Raw genomic sequence first — 20,743 nt, forward strand, 5'->3', positions numbered from 1 at the left:
CTCACTTTGTAACAAAACCAAATGCACAATCCCCATATTTACATAGGCACTGGTGGTTATAGCGATACGGATTTAATCGGTACGCTTTATCCCTTTGGTGCGGACAAAACTGAATTTTTGACGATTTATAGTCAGCATTATGATGCGATTGAAATCAATAGCACGTTTCACGCACCGATAGGGGTAAAGGCGTTGCAAGGGATGGTGGAAAAGGCGCAAGGGCGATTACAGTTTTCGGTGAAATTGCATCAGGATTTTAGCCATAAACGTATTGCAACGAGAGAAAATGCAGAAACTTTTTTAGCTACGTTGCAGCCTTTAAAAGATCAGCATTGTTTGGCAAATTTATTTGTTCAATTTCCGACAAGTTTTGAGCGCACTCACGCCAATCGTTATTACCTTGCTGAGCTAGTTTCGTGGTTTAAAGATCATATTTTGGCTATTGAATTTCGCCATCCGAGCTGGCATTGCCAATCTGTGTTGGACTATTTTGGTGGTAAAGGCAATCTGATTTGGTGCAATGTGGATTATCCGCAAAATATCGGTTTGCCTGCTTTTCAATTTTATGCCAATCAACGTACTGCTTATTTACGCTTACACGGACGCAATCCTAATTGGTGGCAAGCCCAATCAGCACAAGAGCGCCACGATTACCGTTACAACGATGTGGAATTGCAGAATTTGGCAAAACGGCTCAATCAACATAGAAACGAATTTGATCGCCTGTATCTCTATTTTCAAAATACAACGAAAAGCCATTCGTTCTACAATATTGAGCGTTTAAAAGCGTATTTGGCGGAATATGGATTTGAGGTAAAAGCAAAGCCCGAGTTTTTAATCGGGCAGCAGAGTTTGTTTTAGGTAAAAATATCAATGAGCTTAGATAGATTATGCATTCAATTCTTAAGTTTTTTAAAATTGCCTTAAATTCTTAGTATCCACCTCAAAGTTATCAACTCCTAGCTTTTCCATTATGACTGGAAGAACTTGATGAATTAAACGCATTCCCACTAATAACTCATTCATATAAATATCTGGGTGTAATTTATTATCATTAAATCCTAAACTTTCTGCTTCAGCCTCCATTTCTAAAGCAATATAAGACTCATCAACTAAATGCATTAATTCAGCTCGTAATGGGACATTTGCTTTAAATGCTTTCAGCTTAATAAGCTTAAGCCATTTTTGGTAATCTCTTTCTATAGAGAGCTTAAACTCTCTAAATTTCAATAATGAACTTAATGGAGTATCAGCTTTCGTAATTGCTAAATCTAGCAATCCATTTTCGATTTCTAGCATAACGTTAAACCATTCGGTATCCTCAACATAAACATCCACTAATTCATCAATATAGGCGATGTAGAAACTATAAACCCCCGCAAATGATATAAAGATTTGATAAACCATTGAACAAAATTCATTTGAGTGTACATCATCAATAAATTCATCTGACCACATATCTTTTTCATTCAAATACTTTTTCAGGGAGGCTGGCAATGTTGTAGGGATGGAATAATCAATCTGTGTTAAACTCCTTAACAGCTGAGAAATTATCAAATCTGTCTCATCAGAGAGAGGGCTTATACAGAATCCCGACTCAGCATTTTCACTTGCTAATTCAGCAATATATTCAATAATTTTTTTCCATTGAGTCGCATTTTCAGTGGAACCAAAAGCTAACACTATATTTGGCTCTAAATCCCCTATATCTAGTAAAGTTCTAATTTTATCTTCCATGTCAAAAGACATATGCTCGCCCTTTTTCCATTTTGTAATTTGAGTAGGAGATACTGAAAGTTTTTGGGCAAGTTCTTTTTGTGAACAAGATAATGTTCTCAGTGTAAGTTTAATGAGTTCTGACTGCATTGTGATTTCCCCTTATTTGACACCAAAAAAATTTACTAAATTATACATAAAAATTTAGTAAATTAAAGGTAGGGGTATCAATAGAATAAACTCATCTAAATAAAGTTCACTCAAACATCTAGCATCTAGCATCTAGCATCTAGCTTTCATACTGAAAAAATTCAATATATTCAACAATTACGATATCCAACATGACTTTTACATTACTAATGTAGGTTACTATACACCATCCAAGCTAATAACATATAGAATAACTAGAAATACTAGCTCAAAAACATCAATGGATATAATATATACAAAATAATTAACCCAAGGGATTCTTCTAATAAGTCAGAAACTCTTAGAAAACTAAGTAACCAATAATATAGAGGATCTATGAAAGTTTTATCTGCAAAAATTAAAAATTTTAGATTACTATCTGACATTGAACTTAATCTTGAAGAACAAACTACTGTCATTGTAGGAAGAAATAATAGTGGGAAAACATCTTTAACTGAGATAATAAAACGCTTTCTAGGAGAAAAACAACCATCATTTAGATTGGAGGATTTTTCAGTCGGATGTTATCAACAATTTTTAGCATTATTTCAACAACAATTATCTTGTGAAAATGCTTGTCATCAGGATATAGAAACAAACGCAAGAACCCGACTACCAGCAATAGAGCTGAGCTTAATAATTGAATATGACAGAGAACTCAAAAATTTTGGTGTCTTATCCCCTTTTGTAATTGATTTAAATGAAGATTGTTTAAAAACAATTATTGTTATCCGGTACGAATTACAAGATGGAAAATTAGAAGAGTTCTTTTCAAAAGATATTGATTTAAAAGAAAAAAATATTTTTAGACAAGAATTAAAAAATAGGATATCAAAGTTCTTCACCACTAAAGTATGGGCTCAAGATCCCAACGATGATAAAAACCAAAGAGAATTATCATTAAATGAAGTAAAAAAACTCATAAAAGTTGATTTTATTCATGCACAAAGAGGTTTAGAAGACATAACTATAAAAGAACCTAGACCTTTAGGTAAACTTCTTGAAGACTTCTTTAAATCCACATCTGTATCAAGGAGTGACCAAGATAAGTCTATAATCAAAGATCTAGAAGATGCTGTATATAGCATACAAAATAATATTCAGAACGACTTTACGGATAAGTTAACAAATCTCCTTCCCCCATTAGAATTATTTGGTTATCCCGGATTAGGAACTCAAACATTTAAAACAGAAGTCATTTTAGATGTTGAAAAAATTTTATCTAATTTTACACATGTTTATTATCCAGGTGACGAAATTAACTTACCCGAGTCTTACAATGGACTAGGAACTAGAAATCTACTGGTCATATTATTTCAATTGGCTAAGTTTTATAAAGAATTTTCAATCCCACAAAATAGCACACAGATCCATCTCATTTTTATTGAAGAACCAGAAGCACACTTACATCCTCAAATGCAAGAAATATTTATTAAACAAATTTCTGAAGCAATAAAAAAACTAGCTGAGAATCAAGTAGATTGGTCTCCTCAATGCATTATTTCAACACATTCATCACATATATCTCATGCTGCTTGCTTTGAACATATACGCTATTTTTTACAAGATGATGAAAATCGGAAAACCAAAGTCAAAGATCTTCGAAAAGATTTCTCAGATACTCAAGAAAACAAAGATTTTATTCATAAATATATGACATTAACAAAATCTGACTTATTTTTTGCAGATAAAGCCATTTTAATCGAAGGTATGACAGAACGTTTGATGTTGCCAATAATGATTGAAAAATTAGATCTAGATAACAAGACAAAACTAAAAAACAAGTATCTTACTTTATTAGAGGTAGGTGGAGCTTACGCCCATAACTTTATACCATTATTAAAATTCTTAGAACTAAAAACATTGATTATTACAGATTTAGATTCTGTTGATAAATCTGCCAAAGGGCAAGCATGTGAGGTACATAACGGTGTTTCGACTAGTAATGCATGCATTAAATCTTGGTTTAATGATGAAAAAGATCTTTCTGTTATTTCACAAAAAACAGATTTAGATAAAGTTAAAGGAAAAATTTGTATAGCTTATCAATGTCCAGAAAAGGAAAATTCAGCTTGTGGACGTTCATTTGAGGATGCTTTCATACTTGCTAATTTGGTTCTCTTTAATCTTAAAGAGACAAAGAAGAATAAAATTGAAACAGAAGCTTATACTCAAGCCAAAGGAATAAATAAAAAATCCGATTTTGCAATTAAATATGCCATAAATCAAACTACTTGGAATACCCCAAAATATATTAAGGATGGCTTAGTTTGGTTAGCGAAGGAGAATGATATATGAAAAAAACATCAGCTGAAGTGGCTAGTCAAGAAGCATTAACTAGTCTATTTGAATGTATCAAGAATAAACAACATTTTCGCTTGGAAGCTGGTGCTGGTGCTGGAAAAACTTATTCTCTAATAAAAGTATTAGAAGAGCTTATAAAAGAAAATAAAGAGTTATATTTAAAACAAGGCAAGAAAATCGCTTGTATTACATACACAAATGTAGCTAAAGATAATATTATTGCAAGAACAGATAGAAATCCAATTGTTTTTTGTGAAACAAACCACGCTTTCTGCTGGAGTTTAATTAGCCAATTCCAAAAAGCCTTAAGAGAGCAAATTCCTCAATTACAGAATTGGAAAGATAAATTAGAGAAAGAGTCAGGGGATATTCAAGGTAAACAAATAGTCTATGAATTAGGGTATCGTTCAATAAAAGATGGAAAATTATCACTACACCATGATGATATTATTGATCTAACCATAAAATTATTGGGAGAACATAAATTTCGTCAAATACTTATTGAAAAATTCCCAATAATCTTAATTGATGAATATCAAGATACTGATAAAAAATGGATTGATGCTATTAAAACACTTTTTCTAGATCGAGCTGAGTCTCCATTATTTGGCTTTTTTGGTGATCATTGGCAAAAAATCTATGGTGATGGATGCGGACTAATTGAACATTCTAAAATCAAAGAAATAAATAAAAATGCGAACTTTCGTTCAAATAAACTCATTGTATCTGCACTAAATAAAATAAGAAAAGAATTGCCTCAATATGCAAAAGATGAGTTACCTGATAGCAATATTCATATATTTCATACTAATAGCTGGAAAGTAACTAGACGAACATCATCACACTGGAAAGGGGATTTAGAAAAAGAAGATGCACATAAGGCTATAAATAAAGTCAAAGAATATTTAAAGGATCAAGGATGGGATTTTTCTCTAAATAAAACAAAGATTTTAATGTTAACACATAAATTGTTGGCTAATGCACAAGGATATTCAGGTATCGCCAATGCATTCAAACATAATGAATCTTTTGTAAAAAAAGAAAATAAATACATTGCATTCTTCATTGACCAACTCGAGCCTATTGTAGAAGCATTTATTAATAAAAAATATGGGCTAATGTTTAATATTTTAGAACAAAGAATTCCTCTATTAAATAACCATTCAGATAAATTATTATGGAAGTCAAAAATGTCTGAATTGATTGAATTAAGAGAGAAAGGAAAAATTAAAGAAATCATCCAATTATTACAAAAAGAAGACTCTAAGATTAAATTACCTGAGTCTATACTCAAGATAGAAAAAGAATTATCAAAATCAAACAATACAGAAGAACAGAATTTATCATCTCAATTAAAAGAATCTAAAGCTTTGCATGACATTTCGTATTCAGAAATCATTGCTCTTAAAAAAGCTCTAGATGAAAATTCACCATTTCAAACTCAACACGGTGTAAAAGGTGCTGAATTTGAAAATGTTCTTATTGTCATAGGTAGAGGTTGGAATCAATACAATTTTGGTGAAATGCTGAAATGGGTAGAAACAGGGATCCCCAATGGGAAAGAAGAAAATTTTGAAAGAAATAGAAATCTATTCTATGTATCTTGCTCAAGAGCAAAAAAAAGATTAGCAATTTTATTTACTCAAGAACTGGAAGAAATGGCAATTGAAACACTAAATAAATGGTTTGACCCAAATAACATAATTGATTTACCACAATAATAAATACTTAATACATTTAATTTACTCAAGTTAGCCATTCTTACATTGTAATATATTGAATAAAAATAAAATTTTTCTGCATAACTACAACATACATTGACTCTATAGAGTAGAATAAGACAAAAATGGACGCACTACCCAAAAGTGCGGTCTATTTTGAAAAAGTTTTAGTCAGGCTGGTAGTCAACATCATCCAACGTTGGGTTTTCTGCCCCAGCTTTGGCAAGTGTATCGCAGATTTCGTTTTCAACATGACCAGAATGGCCTTTGACCCATTGCCAATTGATGTTATGACGTTGGATCGCTTGATCAAGTGCTATCCATAAATCTTGATTTTTAACTGGCTTGCCTGTGCTAGCTTTCCAATTATTCTTTTTCCAATTGAAAATCCACTTGGTGATGCCATTTTTCATATATTGGCTGTCGCTATGCAATGTCACTGAGCAAGGCTCTTTCAGAGCGTTTAAGGCTTCAATCACTGCACGCAATTCCATACGGTTATTAGTTGTTAAAAAATAGCCTTTTGAAATTTGTTTCTCATGTTGTCTATAGCGCAAAAGTACTCCGATCCCCCCCGCGCCAGGATTGCCTAAACAAGAACCATCCGTAAAAATTTCAATTTGTTTTCTCATAATCTTTGTTACAATTTAACATTAAGTCAGGATCATAACCGAAATTAACTGAAAGAGATAGAAAGAAAATGACACCCTCTGTCCAACCTACTCGCCAAATTGTGCTGGATACCGAAACGACGGGTATGAATCAATTTGGAGCACATTACGAAGGTCATTGCATCATTGAAATTGGTGCAGTAGAAATGATCAATCGTCGCCTCACGGGTAACAATTTCCACATTTATATTAAACCCGATCGTCCTGTCGATCCTGATGCGATTAAAGTTCACGGCATCACTGATGAAATGTTGGCAGATAAACCCATGTTTCATGATGTGGCACAACAGTTTATTGACTATATCAAAGGTGCTGAATTGTTGATCCATAATGCTCCCTTCGATGTGGGATTCATGGATTATGAATTTAGAAAACTCAACTTAACGATTAAAACAGATGAGATATGTGTTGTAACCGATACTTTGCAAATAGCACGTCAAATGTATCCTGGAAAGCGGAATAGCTTAGATGCACTTTGTGATCGTTTAGGGATTGATAACAGTAAACGTACGCTCCACGGCGCATTACTGGATGCGGAAATTCTGGCAGATGTTTACTTAACAATGACGGGGGGGCAAACAAGCTTATTTGATGAAAGTGAGCCAGAAGTCGTTGTTGCGGCGGTACAAGAACAGATACAACACGCGGTCACGTTTTCACAAGATTTAAAACGCCTCCAGCCGAATGAAGCTGAATTGCAAGCACATCTAGATTACCTTCAATTGTTGCACAAGAAAAGTAAAGGAAATTGCTTGTGGCAAAAACGGCAAGAAGAGCAAAATACACACTAAGCATATCGCTCACTGATTAATCAAGTAACGGTAAAGATGAAAAAAAAAGTTGACGAAAACGCTGTTCATCATTAATATACGCGTCACCTGTGCGGAGTGGTAGTTCAGCTGGTTAGAATACCTGCCTGTCACGCAGGGGGTCGCGGGTTCGAGTCCCGTCCATTCCGCCAATTTTATTCTACTACGGAGCGGTAGTTCAGCTGGTTAGAATACCTGCCTGTCACGCAGGGGGTCGCGGGTTCGAGTCCCGTCCGTTCCGCCAAGTTTTATCATTAAAAAGCCATCTTACAAAAGATGGCTTTTTAGTTTTGTCGGTATCTATTTTTATCTATCTCGTTTTTCAAGTAATACCTCATTTCGTTAAATTATTTGATCTCCTTCTCAATTCTTCAATTTAAATATGTCAAAAAAACTTGATTAGTATAAAATCCATCTCGTTTTTTTATAAAAAACAGACAATTTAACTTAACATCAGATATCACAAGGGTCTAATTATGAAAATATTCACTTGGCCTGTGGTTGCAGGTGCTGCACTTGGTATCGTTGCTCCACTTCTAACCTACAATGGCAATCCTGGCAATATGGGCTTTTGCGCAGCTTGTTTCTTACGAGACACGGCTGGTGCAATTGGGCTACATCAAGCCGCTCCACTACAATACATCCGTCCTGAACTGATTGGATTGATTTTTGGTGCCTTAATCAGCGCACTGTTCAGCAAAGAGTTTCGTCCTCGGGGAGGCTCAAGCCCATTTATTCGAATGATTTTGGGTTTCTTTGCTATGCTAGGTGCATTAACTTTTTTAGGTTGCCCTTGGCGAGCTTACTTACGTCTAGGCGGTGGTGATTTAACTAGCATTGCGGGGATTGTGGGCTTATTTGCTGGGGTATTAGGTGGTATCTTTTTTGCTAAACGCGACTTTTCTTTAGGTAAAGCCGTTGAACAAAATAAATACACAACGTTTATCGCTTTCGGTGTCACGCTCATTCTTTTCCTCTTTCTGATCACCCGATTTAGCTTTGGTGAAGGGTTACCTATTTTCTTCTCTGAAAAAGGACCAGGAGCACAACATGCTAACCTTTGGTTATCACTTGGTGCAGGCGCGTTCATTGGTATTCTCATGCAACGGTCACGTTTCTGTTCAATCGGCGCATTCCGTAATTTTATCCTGTTCCGTGATAACAGCTTATTGAATGGTATCATTGCCTTAGTGTTATTTGCGATGGTGACAAATGCTTTACTTGGTCAATTTCATTTAGGCTTTGAAAAACAACCGATTGCCCACAATCAATACTTATGGAACTTCTTAGGTATGGCATTATGTGGATTATGTTTTGCGTTAGGTGGAGGATGCCCAGGTAAGCAGTTAGTTCAAGTTGGCGAAGGGAACAACGATGCGACTTACTTTATTGTGGGTATGTTGTTTGGCGCAGCTGCCGCACACAACTGGACTCTGGCGGCATCAGGTGCAGGCATTTCACCTTACACCCCTTATGCTTTATTAGCTGGTTTTGTGTTCTGTATCTATATTGGTTTTACACGTAAAGCAACTGCTTAAAACACGTTCCTAAACAAGAGTGCGATCAAGAGATCGCACTTTTTGAATATGTAAACGACTGACGTCGACTTGTTGTGCTTCTATGTCTCTCCCTCTCCCACCATCTGTACATTTCTCATCTCGCATAAAATCCGCTATAATGGCACAATTTTGACTGTGCTATGAATCCATAGCCAGAAATGTAAATGAAGAGGTTTTTATGACAACGCCTGTAGTTGCCCTTGTTGGTCGCCCAAATGTTGGGAAATCAACCCTATTTAATCGTTTAACGCGTACACGTGATGCGTTGGTTGCCGACTTTCCTGGCTTAACGCGTGACCGTAAATATGGTCAAGCGAACATTGCAGGGTATGATTTCATCGTGATCGATACGGGGGGAATTGACGGTACAGAAGAAGGCGTAGAAGAAAAAATGGCAGAACAATCGTTACTAGCCATTGAAGAAGCTGATGTCGTGTTATTTTTAGTCGATGCACGTGCGGGGTTAACCTCAGCAGATATCGGCATCGCAAACTATTTACGCCAACGCCAAAATAAAATTACGGTTGTCGTTGCCAACAAAACAGATGGTATCGATGCCGATTCTCATTGCGCAGAATTTTATCAACTTGGTTTAGGGGAAGTAGAACAAATTGCTGCATCGCAAGGGCGTGGTGTTTCAGCCTTAATGGAACAAGTACTTGCACCAATTGCAGAGCAAATGAATGCAGAGTCAGGTGACCAAAGTGCGGTCGACAATTCAGACGTTTCGCAAGATGACGGCCAAGACGAATGGGATCACGATTTTGACTTTTCTAATGAAGAAGACACCGCACTTTTAGATGATGCCCTTGCAGAAGAAGCGGAAGAAGAACAAGATCAAAATATTAAAATTGCGATTGTTGGCCGTCCAAATGTAGGGAAATCAACTTTAACTAACCGTATTCTAGGTGAAGATCGTGTTGTGGTCTATGACTTACCCGGTACAACGCGTGACAGTATCTACATTCCAATGGAACGTGATGGACAGCAGTATACGATTATTGACACCGCAGGTGTACGTAAGCGTGGTAAAGTGCATTTAGCAGTAGAAAAATTCTCTGTAATCAAAACCTTACAAGCAATTCAAGATGCGAATGTCGTGTTATTAACCATTGATGCGCGCGAAGGGGTTTCAGATCAAGATCTTTCTTTACTCGGCTTTATTTTAAATGCTGGTCGTTCGTTAGTGATTGTCGTAAACAAATGGGACGGTCTCAATCAAGATATCAAAGATCAAGTGAAATCAGAACTGGATCGCCGTTTAGATTTCATTGATTTTGCGCGTGTGCATTTTATTTCTGCCCTACACGGCAGTGGCGTGGGTAATTTATTTGACTCAATCAAAGAAGCTTATGCCTGTGCAACACAAAAAATGACCACTTCAATGTTGACCCGTATTTTACAAATGGCAACAGATGAGCACCAACCGCCAATGATGAGTGGTCGTCGTATTAAATTAAAATACGCTCACCCAGGTGGTTATAACCCACCAATTATTGTGGTGCACGGCAATCAAATGGATAAATTACCAGATTCATATAAGCGTTATTTATCGAATTATTATCGTCGTAGTTTGAAAATCATTGGTTCACCAATTCGTTTACTTTTCCAAGAAGGAAACAACCCATTTGCAGGCAAACGTAACAAATTGACACCAAATCAATTACGTAAACGTAAACGTTTGATGAAATTTATCAAAAAAGCAAAACGTTAATCAATTTTGTGGTGTGGCGACATTCTCTCATGCCGACGCCACAATCCTCATAAAATGAGAACAACAATTATGGAAAACAAAAAAACACTCATCATCTTTCCACTCTTAACCCAGTGCCTTTTTTCACTCGTTTTACCGTTTTTTCATGCATTTAACTTAGAAAGTGTTGGCTATGTTTTCCTGTTAGCCACTCTCCCAGCTTTCTTATTCTCACTCGTGTGTGTGCGCTATCAATATCATCAACGTAATCTTGTGCAAATTGCATTTTTCTCTGGAGTGATCAGTTTCTTTTACTCACTCATCGTTTTATCTTTGCTTATTTGGCAAGAACCTACAGAACAGATGCCCACTTTTGCACTATGGGAACAAAGTTTAGCTATATTATTTTATGCTGTCATGTTCGCATTACCCGCTATGATGTATGCGATGGTCGTACTCCGCTTATTTTTGAAAAAAGCGCCGTAATCGTTTCTGAAAATCAAAAGCTCAAATCAGATAATTTGAGCTTTTGATTTTCTTTACTGGACAACTAATAATCTAATACAACCTTTATCCGCCAACATCAAATTGGACGACCCAAAGATAAAAGGATGATTATTGGAGGACATATTGTCAAATCTCATTAAGATTTGTACTTTACCAGTCAGCCACAGACTGTCTTTCCACGCCATCTCATGCTCTGCTAAAGGCTGGTCATTAATGCTTTCTATGACAAACTTTGCTCCTTGAATACGAAATCCCATCGGGCTTGATGAGGTCAAAATCCAACGTTCTGTCGTACCCAGTTTAGCATTTGTCACGCGTCTTGGATCAAAATGTTTATCATTCACCATCCCCGTATTGACATCAAAATGGAAATGACGTGTTTGAGCAACGTGATGAGATAAACTTTCTGCCGCATCTGTCTTAAATTGTAAATCTGCCTGTTTTGAAAACACCGATGCTAATCCTTCAGGATGCAAGGTTAAAACAGTGTTATCAATTAATTCATTTTCTCCCGCGAACAGTGTCGTGAATTGATGGAGAAAATTGCGTTTTTCTCCTGCTATCACACTGACACTTTCCCCTTCATTCAGATCGATTAACAGTTCAAGACGTTCACTTGGTGCCAGTAAAACAGATTTTACGATTTTAGGTCGGGGCAAAAATCCCTGATCTTGCGCGATAACATGCATATCACGTTGATCATCACAGCGTAATTCATATGCTCGTGAAAGAGAAGCATTGACTAATCGTAAACGAACCCACCCACGAGGAACCGTTAAATAAGGGGCCTCTTGTCCATTCACGAGTAAACGATTCCCGAGCAATGTCGCTTCATTTTGCTGAAAAAGCTGTAAACCACTGCTATTTAAACGTATATCTTGCAAAATAAGAGGAATGTCATTAACACCGTATTTTTGTGGTAATTGTGGATGTCGACTTGTCTCATCTTCAATGATCCACAGTCCCACTAAACCACGATAAGTTTGATAAGCAGAATTGGCTAAAGTAACCGCATGATACCAGCATGTTGCCGCTGGCTGTGATATAGGAATAATGGGTGACCAAGTTTCTTTCGGTTGTAAAACACGCCCTATTCCCCCCAACAATTCGCCAGAGGCTTGCAAACCTTGAATGTGTAATGCGACACCTTGCGACAAATTATTGCGATAGTTGACTTTCGCAAAGTCCCCTTTACGAATTTTAATCGTAGGACCTAAGTATTGCCCGTTGAACCCCCACACTTCAACTGTTTTGCCAGCATCAAGTTGATAATCCGTAGGCTGCATCGTCAAAAAAATAGGGCGACCACGTCGGGTTTCCATCAAAGGCGGAATACGCAAAGGTTGACGGGTTGCCGCCAATAACGGAGGAGGCAACGTAGAAAGTGCGGTTGCAATAAAACTGGTTTTAAAAAATTGGCGGCGAGAAAAAGTTGGCATCATTGCTTAGCTCTGTTGTGCGATTTCTGCATCAAGTTCTGCAATTCGTTTTTCCATTATGTCATGACAACGTATTGCTAATTCGCGCACATGTTCTTTATCGTAACCTGACACATCAATTGGCGCTAACATCTCACAAATAACTTTACCATTATTCCAACGATTTAAATCGACTTTATTATGAGTCGTCGAACACACAACAGGCACAATCGGAACGCCTGCGGCAATCGCGGCATAAAATGCGCCTGTTTTAAACGGTAATAAACCACGTCCACGGCTACGCGTACCTTCAGGGAACATCCATACGGATAAATTATCATCATGAATACGACGTGCAACTTCATTCATCGTACCATGTGCTTTTGTTCGATTCTCACGATCAATTAAAATATTTCCCGTAACCCAATAGAGAAGACCAAAAAAAGGAATCCAAATCAAGCTCTTTTTGCCCACACTAACAGTTCGCGGCATGACCATAGATGAAATCGTGACCATATCATAATTATTTTGGTGATTACCAATATAAATACAACGCCCTATTTTCTCTGCATTCTCGGCGAAACGGCGTTCTACTTTTAAACCAAAAAGCGGATGCAAACGCCCAAACCAGCGAGCCATAATACCAACGTTACTTGGATTTTTAAAACGGATAAAAGAGTAAATTGAACCCAATACACAAATCAAAATACAACAAAAAACAACCAATATCGTGCGGAGTAATTTTAGCATAAGTCTATTCCTTTAAAAATTTGGCTCAGTATAGCGAAATTGCCAGAATATGTGTACAAATCGACATAAAAAATGTGCTACTCTACACAAAAAATCACAATCAAAAGCCTATGAAGAAAACCTATTTTATTGCAGATCTCCATCTCAGCGAAAAGAGACCGCACTTAACACAACTTTTCTGCGATTTTATGCACAAACAAGCTCCTCAAGCTGAGTCGCTTTATATTCTAGGCGATCTGTTTGATTTCTGGATTGGCGATGATGAAACGTCCCCGCTGATTGAGAAAGTGAAAGGAGAACTGACACATCTCTCAGCACAAGGCGTAAAGGTTTACTTTCAACATGGTAACCGTGACTTTCTAATTGGGGCAAAATTTGCGCAAGATTGCCATCTGACATTACTACCCACATATCAGCTTATCACGTTATATGATGAAAAGATCTTGCTGTGTCATGGTGATACGCTCTGCATTGACGATGTGGCATATCAGCGTTATCGCCAAAAAGTGCATCAAAAATGGCGCCAATGGCTATTTTTATGTTTACCGCTCAAGTTGCGTTTACGTATTGCTGAGAAAATTCGGGCGAAAAGCCAAACAGATAAAAAAAGTAAATCTCAAGAAATCATGGATGTTAACCCAGAATTTGTACGACAGACGTTTACACAATTTGAAGTAAAAAAAATGATTCATGGACATACCCATCGACAAAATATTCATCACATCCCACCGCACTTTACTCGCATTGTATTAGGCGATTGGGGAGAAACTGCCTCGATTCTTGAAATAAACCAACTTGGACAACTGCAATTTTTAACTGGTAAGGAATAACATATGGCCGATCCACATATTCACTCTCCAATGGATTTTTGGGACTACCTCACGGTGATCCTATATCGCTCTGGTTTTGTGTTAGCAGGTTGCATGACATTATTGTATCCCTATTATCCTAATCTTGCTCATATAGGCATCTTAGTAGCAGCAACACTTTGTGCCTCAAGCTTACATATTTACATGAAATCCTTTCGCTTGATTTTACAAATGGCCACCTGGGTAGGTTTGCTGTGCTACATAACAGGATTTGAACATTTAGGATTAGGAGCGGCGTTAATTACTTTGGGCGGACTATGTTACAAAGAGTACTTCTGTTTCCGTATCTTTTTACTCAACGCACAACCGCTTTTTGTAGCGCTTTTTTGGTGTGCAATCCAGCTCAATCAAAGTCTCGCAATACAAATTATGTCACTCATCACCTCCGTGTTATTCTTGCTACTTGCAGTCAAAAAATGGCAAATGCCATTACATTTTGATATTGGTGATAAAAGTAAGTACCAAATTTAACACTGCTCATTAAACTCACAGACAATAAAAAAGCAGGTGATGAGCCTGCTTTTTTAGTCAACTAGATTTAAATTTCGGGAAACAACATGTTGATTACATCTTGAGTTAACCGACGCGATTTTCCAGCATAAGGGAAAATATGCATCATCATCATTGGATTAAAGTTTGCTTCAATCACGCCCCAAGAGGTTAAATGCGGTTCAGCTGGTTGCGTTAAATCAGGAATGATTAAATCCACACCGCACACTGCCGCTCCCATGGCTTGAGTAATGCCTACTGCCAATCGTTTGTAACTTTCGTGCATTTCATCTGTCATATCAATGGAGTCGCCTCCGGTGCTGATATTCGAATTTGCACGCAATTGTACCCGCTGATCTTTAGCGGGAATCGCATCGATCGTCAAACCTTGCTCTTTCAATTGTAATTGTTCAATGTCTCCTAGCGCAATTTTCTTCAACGGAGTACGACTGCCATCACCACGTAAAGGATGCGCATTTTTCATTGCCACTAATTCAGCAACCGTATGCTGCCCATCACCGATCACGTTGGCTGGAACACGTAGTAACACCGCAAGAGTTTTCTCCCCTAATACAAAAAAACGATATTCGGTACCGACTAAATAATCTTCCACCATGATCTCACGGTCTTCTCGGAAAGCAATCTCAACCGCTTGTGCGAAGTCATCACGATTTTGTACACCCTGTTGAAAAATTGTGATACCTAACCCGTAATTTGTTGATTTGGGTTTAATCACTACCGCTCTATTTTCAAACAATGCATAACTTGCGACCGCTTTTTCAACAGAAGTGAACTCCACACTTTGTGGGACGTTAAAGCCAGCTTTCTGTAACACTTTCTTTGTCACCACTTTGTTTTCCATAATTAAGGGCGAAATATACTTGTCGTGTGAAGTCATATTGCCATTTTTGACATACTCAATGTGATCACCGTGGCGTAAACACAAGAATTGATCATTCTCATCTAAAATTTCAGTTTGAATCCCTTTTTGAATCAAATCAAATAATAACACTTGAGTAGAAAGCTCCATATTGTCAAATGCAGACAACGCATAGAATCGTTCAAAAGCTTGTGATTTGTATTGTTGTGCCAAGGTTGCGCCCAACTGTTGATAGCCACCCGTTTGCTCAATCGCCTGTACAAGACGCCCGCCGATAGTTTTGCTTGGTTCTGCAAACTGGCTTAATTTATCCTGCACAATCTCAATGAGTGCAGAATCAGCACCAATTTGCTCTAACATCTTTTGCATTTCCAATAAGAGCAATTCACCTTCTACCGCATACGCAGTTTGATCTAGTGGATGCTCAAACGCCACTTCAGCTAAACGTGCTTTCCCTAATTCAATGGCATCCTGATCCGCAGTTTCATCGAGCCAAATCATCAATAACGCAAAAAGATGAATAAATTTTGCATCTGCTAGATTGATACCATATGGTTCAAATGGGTTTAAATCGAATAAGCGAAACTCCAGATATTGAATCCCGTTTTGTAGCAATTCACGTGCTTTCTTCGCACCACGCAAACGTACGTTAGAATAAAACTCCTTCTCTGCAATCAGCTTGCCGCTATCCACCCAATGCTCTAATGTTTCAACATATTGTTGTAATGTATCAAATGATACTTTGATTTCAGGATCATTCACATAACCATATTGACTAGAACGCAAGCTACGAACATATTGTCCCGCTTTCAATGGTGAGCCATTTTTAAAATAATTTGAATCAACCGTCGGTGTCGCAGCAAGTAAATATAATAACACCCATTGGTAACGTAAAAAGTTTTTCGCCATTTTCAGATATAAATCATTCTGAAAATCAACCGCACTTTTATAGGTCTCTTGCAAAGTAAAAAGCGTTTGAATTAATTCTGGTGACAACTGAAAATTATAGTGAATGCCACTCACCATTTGTTTATTTTTACCATACACTTTTACTAAATATTCACGATACGCCACATCTGTTGGGTTATCCAGTTGAGCGACCTTGATCGCTTCTTCATCTGGTAAACCCGCTGGCATACTCAGCGGAAAAATATATTCATTCTCAGCCAGAGAACGTTGAACCACTTCATGAATAGCCGATAACCATCGATACGTATCTTCTAATGTTTTATTAGGTGGAGTAATTAACTCTAACTGGCTTTCTGCAAAATCTGTTTGAATGTAGGGATGATAGGAACGATTACCAAATACCTGAGGGTGAGCAGTGGTCACAACTGAACCATCTGCGTAAACACGCTGACTCTCTTTTTCTAACCCAAATGAGCCTTGCTGAAATAGTAAACCTAATTGGTTTTCTTTAATCATGTGTTGAATTTTCATTCGCTTTCCTTGTAGTTCAAAGAACAAGATGTTCTACATTATTAAAATTAATCAACAAAATGCAACAAGAAATCTCTCATTACCTTATTTTTACGCGACCTCATAAACTAAACTTAGACGCATCATGTCATCCATTCCTTACTGCATTTTGCTTTTTTAAACAACACACACAACCTAACATCACGAATAATGCCCCAATACTTTGCGACAACGTTATCCCTTCACCTAATGTCATATAACCAACCAGTGCAGTCGAAATTGGTACCAACAGTTGAATCACATTAAACGTAATGATGCCTTGTGTTTTGACAATAAAAAATGCCATCAACATCCCCGTCATCATGCCATAAACACCCGCAAGTCCTAACCCAATAATTGCACTTATACTCACATCGGCTAATGTGAAAATCACCGTACTGTGCCATGCCCACATTAAATAGATTAACCCAGATAAGAACGCTGTAAATGTGCTGATAATAATCACATTTAATTGGCAAGCCACATGCTTAACCACAAGATTCTGAATAGACTGGATAAAAATAGCGATCGTTAGGAAAAAAGCTCCTAACACAAAATCTGTGTCAGAAGCGCTCTGTTGACCATAAAAAACAAACACAAAGGAACCAATTATTAACATCACACTACCGATCAAAAATCGAATAGTCATAATTTTTTGTCGTTCATCTGCATAAAAGAGAGCAGCCATCAAGACCGATAACGGCATAGCCAGCACACCGAAAATGCTTCCAGAAATGGCTGAAGTATATTTCATCCCATTAATAAAGAAATACATGTTTGCCGTCATAAAACAAGCAAGAAACAATAATTTCAACAGTGTTCTGTAATCAAGCAAAACCCGTTTAAATTCGCCTCTAAAGCGCCACAGACAGATCAAAAGAAAAACGCTGCCACCTGATAAAAAGCGAACAGCGTTATTATTTAATGTTTCAAAATGAATACTCATATAGCGCATAATGGGAAATCCTAATCCCATTAAGGCAATATAACTGAAACGAACAAACCATTCATTACGCAAACTGAGCGTACTCATGCAGCGATTATCTCGCTAAAAGGTTCTGCAATGCTTGGTACACCGCCTGTGCAGAAGAACTTGTCAGTGCTTTCCCGTCTTCATCTGTGATCACAACCGTACTTTGCTTACCCACCGCACTTAATTGCATGAAGTAAGTTCCTCTTTCGAGACCCGTTGTTGTATTTGCTGAACCAAATGGCCACCACCAACTTCTTGCGCCTGCAGGACTGTATTTTAATTCACGTGCCCCACGCCCGACCATTTCATCTTTAATCGTAAAATCAAGTTGTGGTAAAACTTGACCCAGTTTTGTCCAAGCATGATTAAACGGGGCATTTAACACTAATGCATCTCGTCTATTACTATCCGTTCCTATCACGGCTTGAATAGGAGCAAACCCCGCATTATTGAGATCTTGAAGCTGTTTCACATAAGCAGTGTTTAATTCACCAACCAACTGATTCAAACGATCAGAGCTATAACGTTTTTTATCTGCAATGTTTGGAGTAAAAACGACATCATCACGCTTCATCTGTAAAGCAGAAACTAATAACGCACTATACCCCCCTGAGCTGACTTGCTCAATTTCATAGCGAATCTGTGTCTTGCCCAGATCATCAGCTCTCCCTGTTGAAGTCCAGTCGGTAATAATTTTGTTCCCATCTAATTGATATGTGACACCCTGCTCTTTTAATAAACGCTGAATCTGTGTCACACTGTAAACCTGCTGTTTGTCCGCGGGATAAGCGATCAAGGCACGCTCACCATCAAATTGAGCAATCGAATTTTGGATAATCGCTAATGGATTTTGAGGTGGGCGAATATCCACATGTTGTGCTTTTTGGCGAGATAGTTGTGGTAATTGATAAGTGGCGTCTTGCTTTGGCAGATTCACCCCCCCACTGGCTAAGGGTAAAAAGGCAGGTAATGCCTCATCTGACTTTTGATAGGTATCATTTGCTTGCTGCTTACTTTCATTACTCGCGGAACAAGCCGCAAGCGTTGTAATCAGGGCAAAAGAGAATAACCACTTTTTCATAACATTTTTCCTTTATGCTAAGTTTTATTAAAAATTACCACATTTTGACAATGAAATTACTTAAAAGTTTAGGGTCTGTGTATTGGAATACAGACCCTAATGCTAACTCACTACTTATAAGAGTCCCGCTATGTTTAATGCATCTTCCACTTTCGGTTGCAACGTTTCACTGAGTGTTGTCAAAGGTAAACGTAAGGTTGATGTTTCAATTAACCCTAAACGATAGGCCGCCCATTTAACTGGGATTGGGTTGGATTCAAGAAATAAATTTTTATGCAGTGCCATCAAGCGCTCATTAATACGTTCCGCTTCATCAAATTGTCCTTTTAATGCTAAATGACACATTTTCGCCATGTCTGCTGCGGCTACATTATTTGTCACAGAAATGATGCCTTGTCCCCCCAATTTCATAGAGGCTAATCCCGTCGCATCGTCACCACTCAAGAAAATAAAATCGTCACCCGCAAGTTGCTTAATTTTTTTCACACGTGTTAAATCACCCGTTGCTTCTTTTATACCGACAATATTTTTAATTTGAGCTAAACGCCCTACTGTTTCAGGCAACATGTCACTGCCTGTACGTCCTGGCACATTATATAAAATTTGTGGTAAATCAGTGCATTCCGCGATTGCTTTGAAATGCTGATACATCCCTTCTTGTGTCGGCTTGTTATAATATGGCACAACAGACAAACAGCCCGCCACACCACTATCATGTAACAGCTTTGTCATCACAATGGCTTCACTGGTCGCATTTGCCCCTGCGCCTGCGATAACAGGAATACGCCCATCGGCAAATTCAACGGTTTTTAAAATAGTTTTGACATTTTCATCAATACTTAATGTGGCGGCTTCCCCTGTTGTTCCCACTGACACAATCGCATCTGTACCTGCCGCGATGTGATATTCAACCAGTTTTTTGAGCGAAACAAAATCAATTTCGCCTGAGCTATCCATGGGAGTGACGATAGCAACGATGCTACCAGAAAAGAGATAATTATTTGCTGACATAACGCCTCCTGAGCATATTTATTATGTTTAAATTGTTATCATTTTTGACGTGATTGATTGTTGAGTTTGCTTGTAAATTTCAGTTTAAGATCGCTAAAATAGCTTGAATTTGCAAGTCATTTTTTTAATTTTTTATCTAAACTTATTACTTAAAGGGAGATTTTAATGGAAATCCTACAGATTGGTGCTTTAGCACCGCAATTTACGTTATTAAATCAATACAATGACCCAGTATCCCTCAATCAATTCGCAGGGAAAAAAGTCCTGATTTATTTTTATCCCAAAGCACTTACTCCAGGATGCAACACACAAGCCTGCGGATTAAGAGACACGAAAACAGAATTGGAAAAACGAGGGGTCGTAATTTTAGGAATTAGTCCCGACTCACCAGAAAAATTAGCGAAATTTACAGAGAAAAAATCCTTAAACTTCTTTTTGTTAGCCGATCAAGATCATCAGGTTGCAGAACAATTTGGTGTGTGGGGGAAGAAAAAATTCTTAGGCAAAACATACGATGGGATTCATCGCATCAGTTTTTTAATTGATGAGCAAGGTAAAGTGGAACAGGTGTTTACGCAATTTAAAACCTCAACGCATCATCAAGTCGTATTAGACTATCTAACTCAATAAATAGAATAAAAAAGA

General features: G+C 37.6%; 18 protein-coding genes and 2 tRNA genes. 12 read left to right on the forward strand and 8 right to left on the reverse strand.

What is annotated here, in order from left to right:
- Positions 1-21 precede the first annotated feature (21 nt).
- Positions 22-861 carry a DUF72 domain-containing protein gene (locus ACWIT3_RS00930; RefSeq protein ID WP_457160976.1) on the forward strand — a complete coding sequence of 280 codons (840 nt, stop codon included), beginning with the start codon at positions 22-24 and terminating at the stop codon, positions 859-861.
- A 51-nt stretch (positions 862-912) separates the two neighbouring features.
- Here the strand turns inward: ACWIT3_RS00930 and ACWIT3_RS00935 are convergent, their stop codons facing one another.
- Positions 913-1,866 carry a helix-turn-helix domain-containing protein gene (locus ACWIT3_RS00935; protein WP_457160977.1) on the reverse strand — a complete coding sequence of 318 codons (954 nt, stop codon included), beginning with the start codon at positions 1,864-1,866 and terminating at the stop codon, positions 913-915.
- A 375-nt stretch (positions 1,867-2,241) separates the two neighbouring features.
- Here ACWIT3_RS00935 and ACWIT3_RS00940 point away from each other — a divergent pair, with 375 nt between their 5' ends.
- Positions 2,242-4,203 carry an ATP-dependent nuclease gene (locus ACWIT3_RS00940; protein ID WP_457160978.1) on the forward strand — a complete coding sequence of 654 codons (1,962 nt, stop codon included), beginning with the start codon at positions 2,242-2,244 and terminating at the stop codon, positions 4,201-4,203.
- The gene (locus ACWIT3_RS00945) at positions 4,200-5,930 is read left to right on the forward strand and encodes a UvrD-helicase domain-containing protein (RefSeq protein WP_457160979.1); all 1,731 of its coding nucleotides are present in this window, start codon (positions 4,200-4,202) and stop codon (positions 5,928-5,930) included. Before ACWIT3_RS00940 ends, ACWIT3_RS00945 begins: the two co-directional genes overlap by 4 nt.
- Positions 5,931-6,097: 167 nt before the next feature.
- On the opposite strand, the gene rnhA is transcribed toward ACWIT3_RS00945, so the two are convergent.
- Positions 6,098-6,562 carry a ribonuclease HI gene (gene rnhA, locus ACWIT3_RS00950; RefSeq protein WP_457160980.1) on the reverse strand — a complete coding sequence of 155 codons (465 nt, stop codon included), beginning with the start codon at positions 6,560-6,562 and terminating at the stop codon, positions 6,098-6,100.
- Between the two features lie 68 nt (positions 6,563-6,630).
- Between rnhA and dnaQ the strand changes: the two genes are divergently transcribed.
- From dnaQ to ACWIT3_RS00980, 6 genes are all read left to right on the forward strand, one after another.
- Positions 6,631-7,392, forward strand: a complete 762-nt coding sequence (gene dnaQ / locus ACWIT3_RS00955; protein WP_457160981.1) for a DNA polymerase III subunit epsilon — start codon at positions 6,631-6,633, stop codon at positions 7,390-7,392.
- 93 nt (positions 7,393-7,485) lie between these two features.
- Positions 7,486-7,562, forward strand: a tRNA-Asp gene (locus ACWIT3_RS00960).
- A gap of 15 nt (positions 7,563-7,577) precedes the next feature.
- A tRNA-Asp gene (locus tag ACWIT3_RS00965) sits at positions 7,578-7,654 on the forward strand.
- Positions 7,655-7,886: 232 nt separating this feature from the next.
- Positions 7,887-8,948: a YedE family putative selenium transporter gene (yedE, locus tag ACWIT3_RS00970; RefSeq protein WP_457160982.1), complete on the forward strand. Its 1,062-nt coding sequence runs from the start codon at positions 7,887-7,889 to the stop codon at positions 8,946-8,948.
- A gap of 199 nt (positions 8,949-9,147) precedes the next feature.
- A complete protein-coding gene (der, locus tag ACWIT3_RS00975) occupies positions 9,148-10,683 on the forward strand; it encodes a ribosome biogenesis GTPase Der (RefSeq protein ID WP_457160983.1) in 1,536 nt (511 codons plus the stop codon).
- 69 nt (positions 10,684-10,752) lie between these two features.
- A complete protein-coding gene (locus ACWIT3_RS00980; RefSeq protein WP_046339466.1) occupies positions 10,753-11,148 on the forward strand; it encodes a hypothetical protein in 396 nt (131 codons plus the stop codon).
- A gap of 53 nt (positions 11,149-11,201) precedes the next feature.
- On the opposite strand, the gene ACWIT3_RS00985 is transcribed toward ACWIT3_RS00980, so the two are convergent.
- Both ACWIT3_RS00985 and ACWIT3_RS00990 read right to left on the reverse strand, forming a co-directional pair.
- Positions 11,202-12,608, reverse strand: coding sequence for a multicopper oxidase domain-containing protein (locus tag ACWIT3_RS00985; protein WP_457161189.1), 1,407 nt, complete (start codon positions 12,606-12,608; stop codon positions 11,202-11,204).
- A 6-nt stretch (positions 12,609-12,614) separates the two neighbouring features.
- On the reverse strand, positions 12,615-13,337 hold the full coding sequence (locus ACWIT3_RS00990; RefSeq protein ID WP_457160984.1) for a 1-acylglycerol-3-phosphate O-acyltransferase: 723 nt from the start codon (positions 13,335-13,337) through the stop codon (positions 12,615-12,617).
- Between the two features lie 110 nt (positions 13,338-13,447).
- Between ACWIT3_RS00990 and lpxH the strand changes: the two genes are divergently transcribed.
- Together lpxH and ACWIT3_RS01000 are read left to right on the forward strand one after the other, a co-directional pair.
- A complete protein-coding gene (lpxH, locus tag ACWIT3_RS00995) occupies positions 13,448-14,167 on the forward strand; it encodes a UDP-2,3-diacylglucosamine diphosphatase (RefSeq protein ID WP_457160985.1) in 720 nt (239 codons plus the stop codon).
- Between the two features lie 3 nt (positions 14,168-14,170).
- The gene (locus tag ACWIT3_RS01000; RefSeq protein ID WP_457160986.1) at positions 14,171-14,677 is read left to right on the forward strand and encodes a DUF2301 domain-containing membrane protein; all 507 of its coding nucleotides are present in this window, start codon (positions 14,171-14,173) and stop codon (positions 14,675-14,677) included.
- A gap of 67 nt (positions 14,678-14,744) precedes the next feature.
- On the opposite strand, the gene gshAB is transcribed toward ACWIT3_RS01000, so the two are convergent.
- The 4 genes from gshAB to dapA all read right to left on the reverse strand — a co-directional run bounded on the left by gshAB (position 14,745) and on the right by dapA (position 20,098).
- Complete coding sequence (gshAB, locus tag ACWIT3_RS01005; protein WP_457160987.1) at positions 14,745-17,015, reverse strand: bifunctional glutamate--cysteine ligase GshA/glutathione synthetase GshB; 2,271 nt, start codon at positions 17,013-17,015, stop codon at positions 14,745-14,747.
- Between the two features lie 127 nt (positions 17,016-17,142).
- Positions 17,143-18,066, reverse strand: a complete 924-nt coding sequence (locus tag ACWIT3_RS01010; protein WP_457160988.1) for a DMT family transporter — start codon at positions 18,064-18,066, stop codon at positions 17,143-17,145.
- A gap of 7 nt (positions 18,067-18,073) precedes the next feature.
- Entirely contained in the window at positions 18,074-19,087 is a 1,014-nt protein-coding gene (gene bamC / locus ACWIT3_RS01015) for an outer membrane protein assembly factor BamC (RefSeq protein WP_457160989.1), read from the reverse strand.
- Positions 19,088-19,201: 114 nt separating this feature from the next.
- Complete coding sequence (gene dapA / locus ACWIT3_RS01020) at positions 19,202-20,098, reverse strand: 4-hydroxy-tetrahydrodipicolinate synthase (RefSeq protein ID WP_457160990.1); 897 nt, start codon at positions 20,096-20,098, stop codon at positions 19,202-19,204.
- A gap of 165 nt (positions 20,099-20,263) precedes the next feature.
- Here dapA and bcp point away from each other — a divergent pair, with 165 nt between their 5' ends.
- A complete protein-coding gene (gene bcp / locus ACWIT3_RS01025) occupies positions 20,264-20,728 on the forward strand; it encodes a thioredoxin-dependent thiol peroxidase (protein WP_457160991.1) in 465 nt (154 codons plus the stop codon).
- Positions 20,729-20,743: the final 15 nt, after the last annotated feature.

This window comes from Pasteurella sp. P03HT (assembly GCF_054052285.1).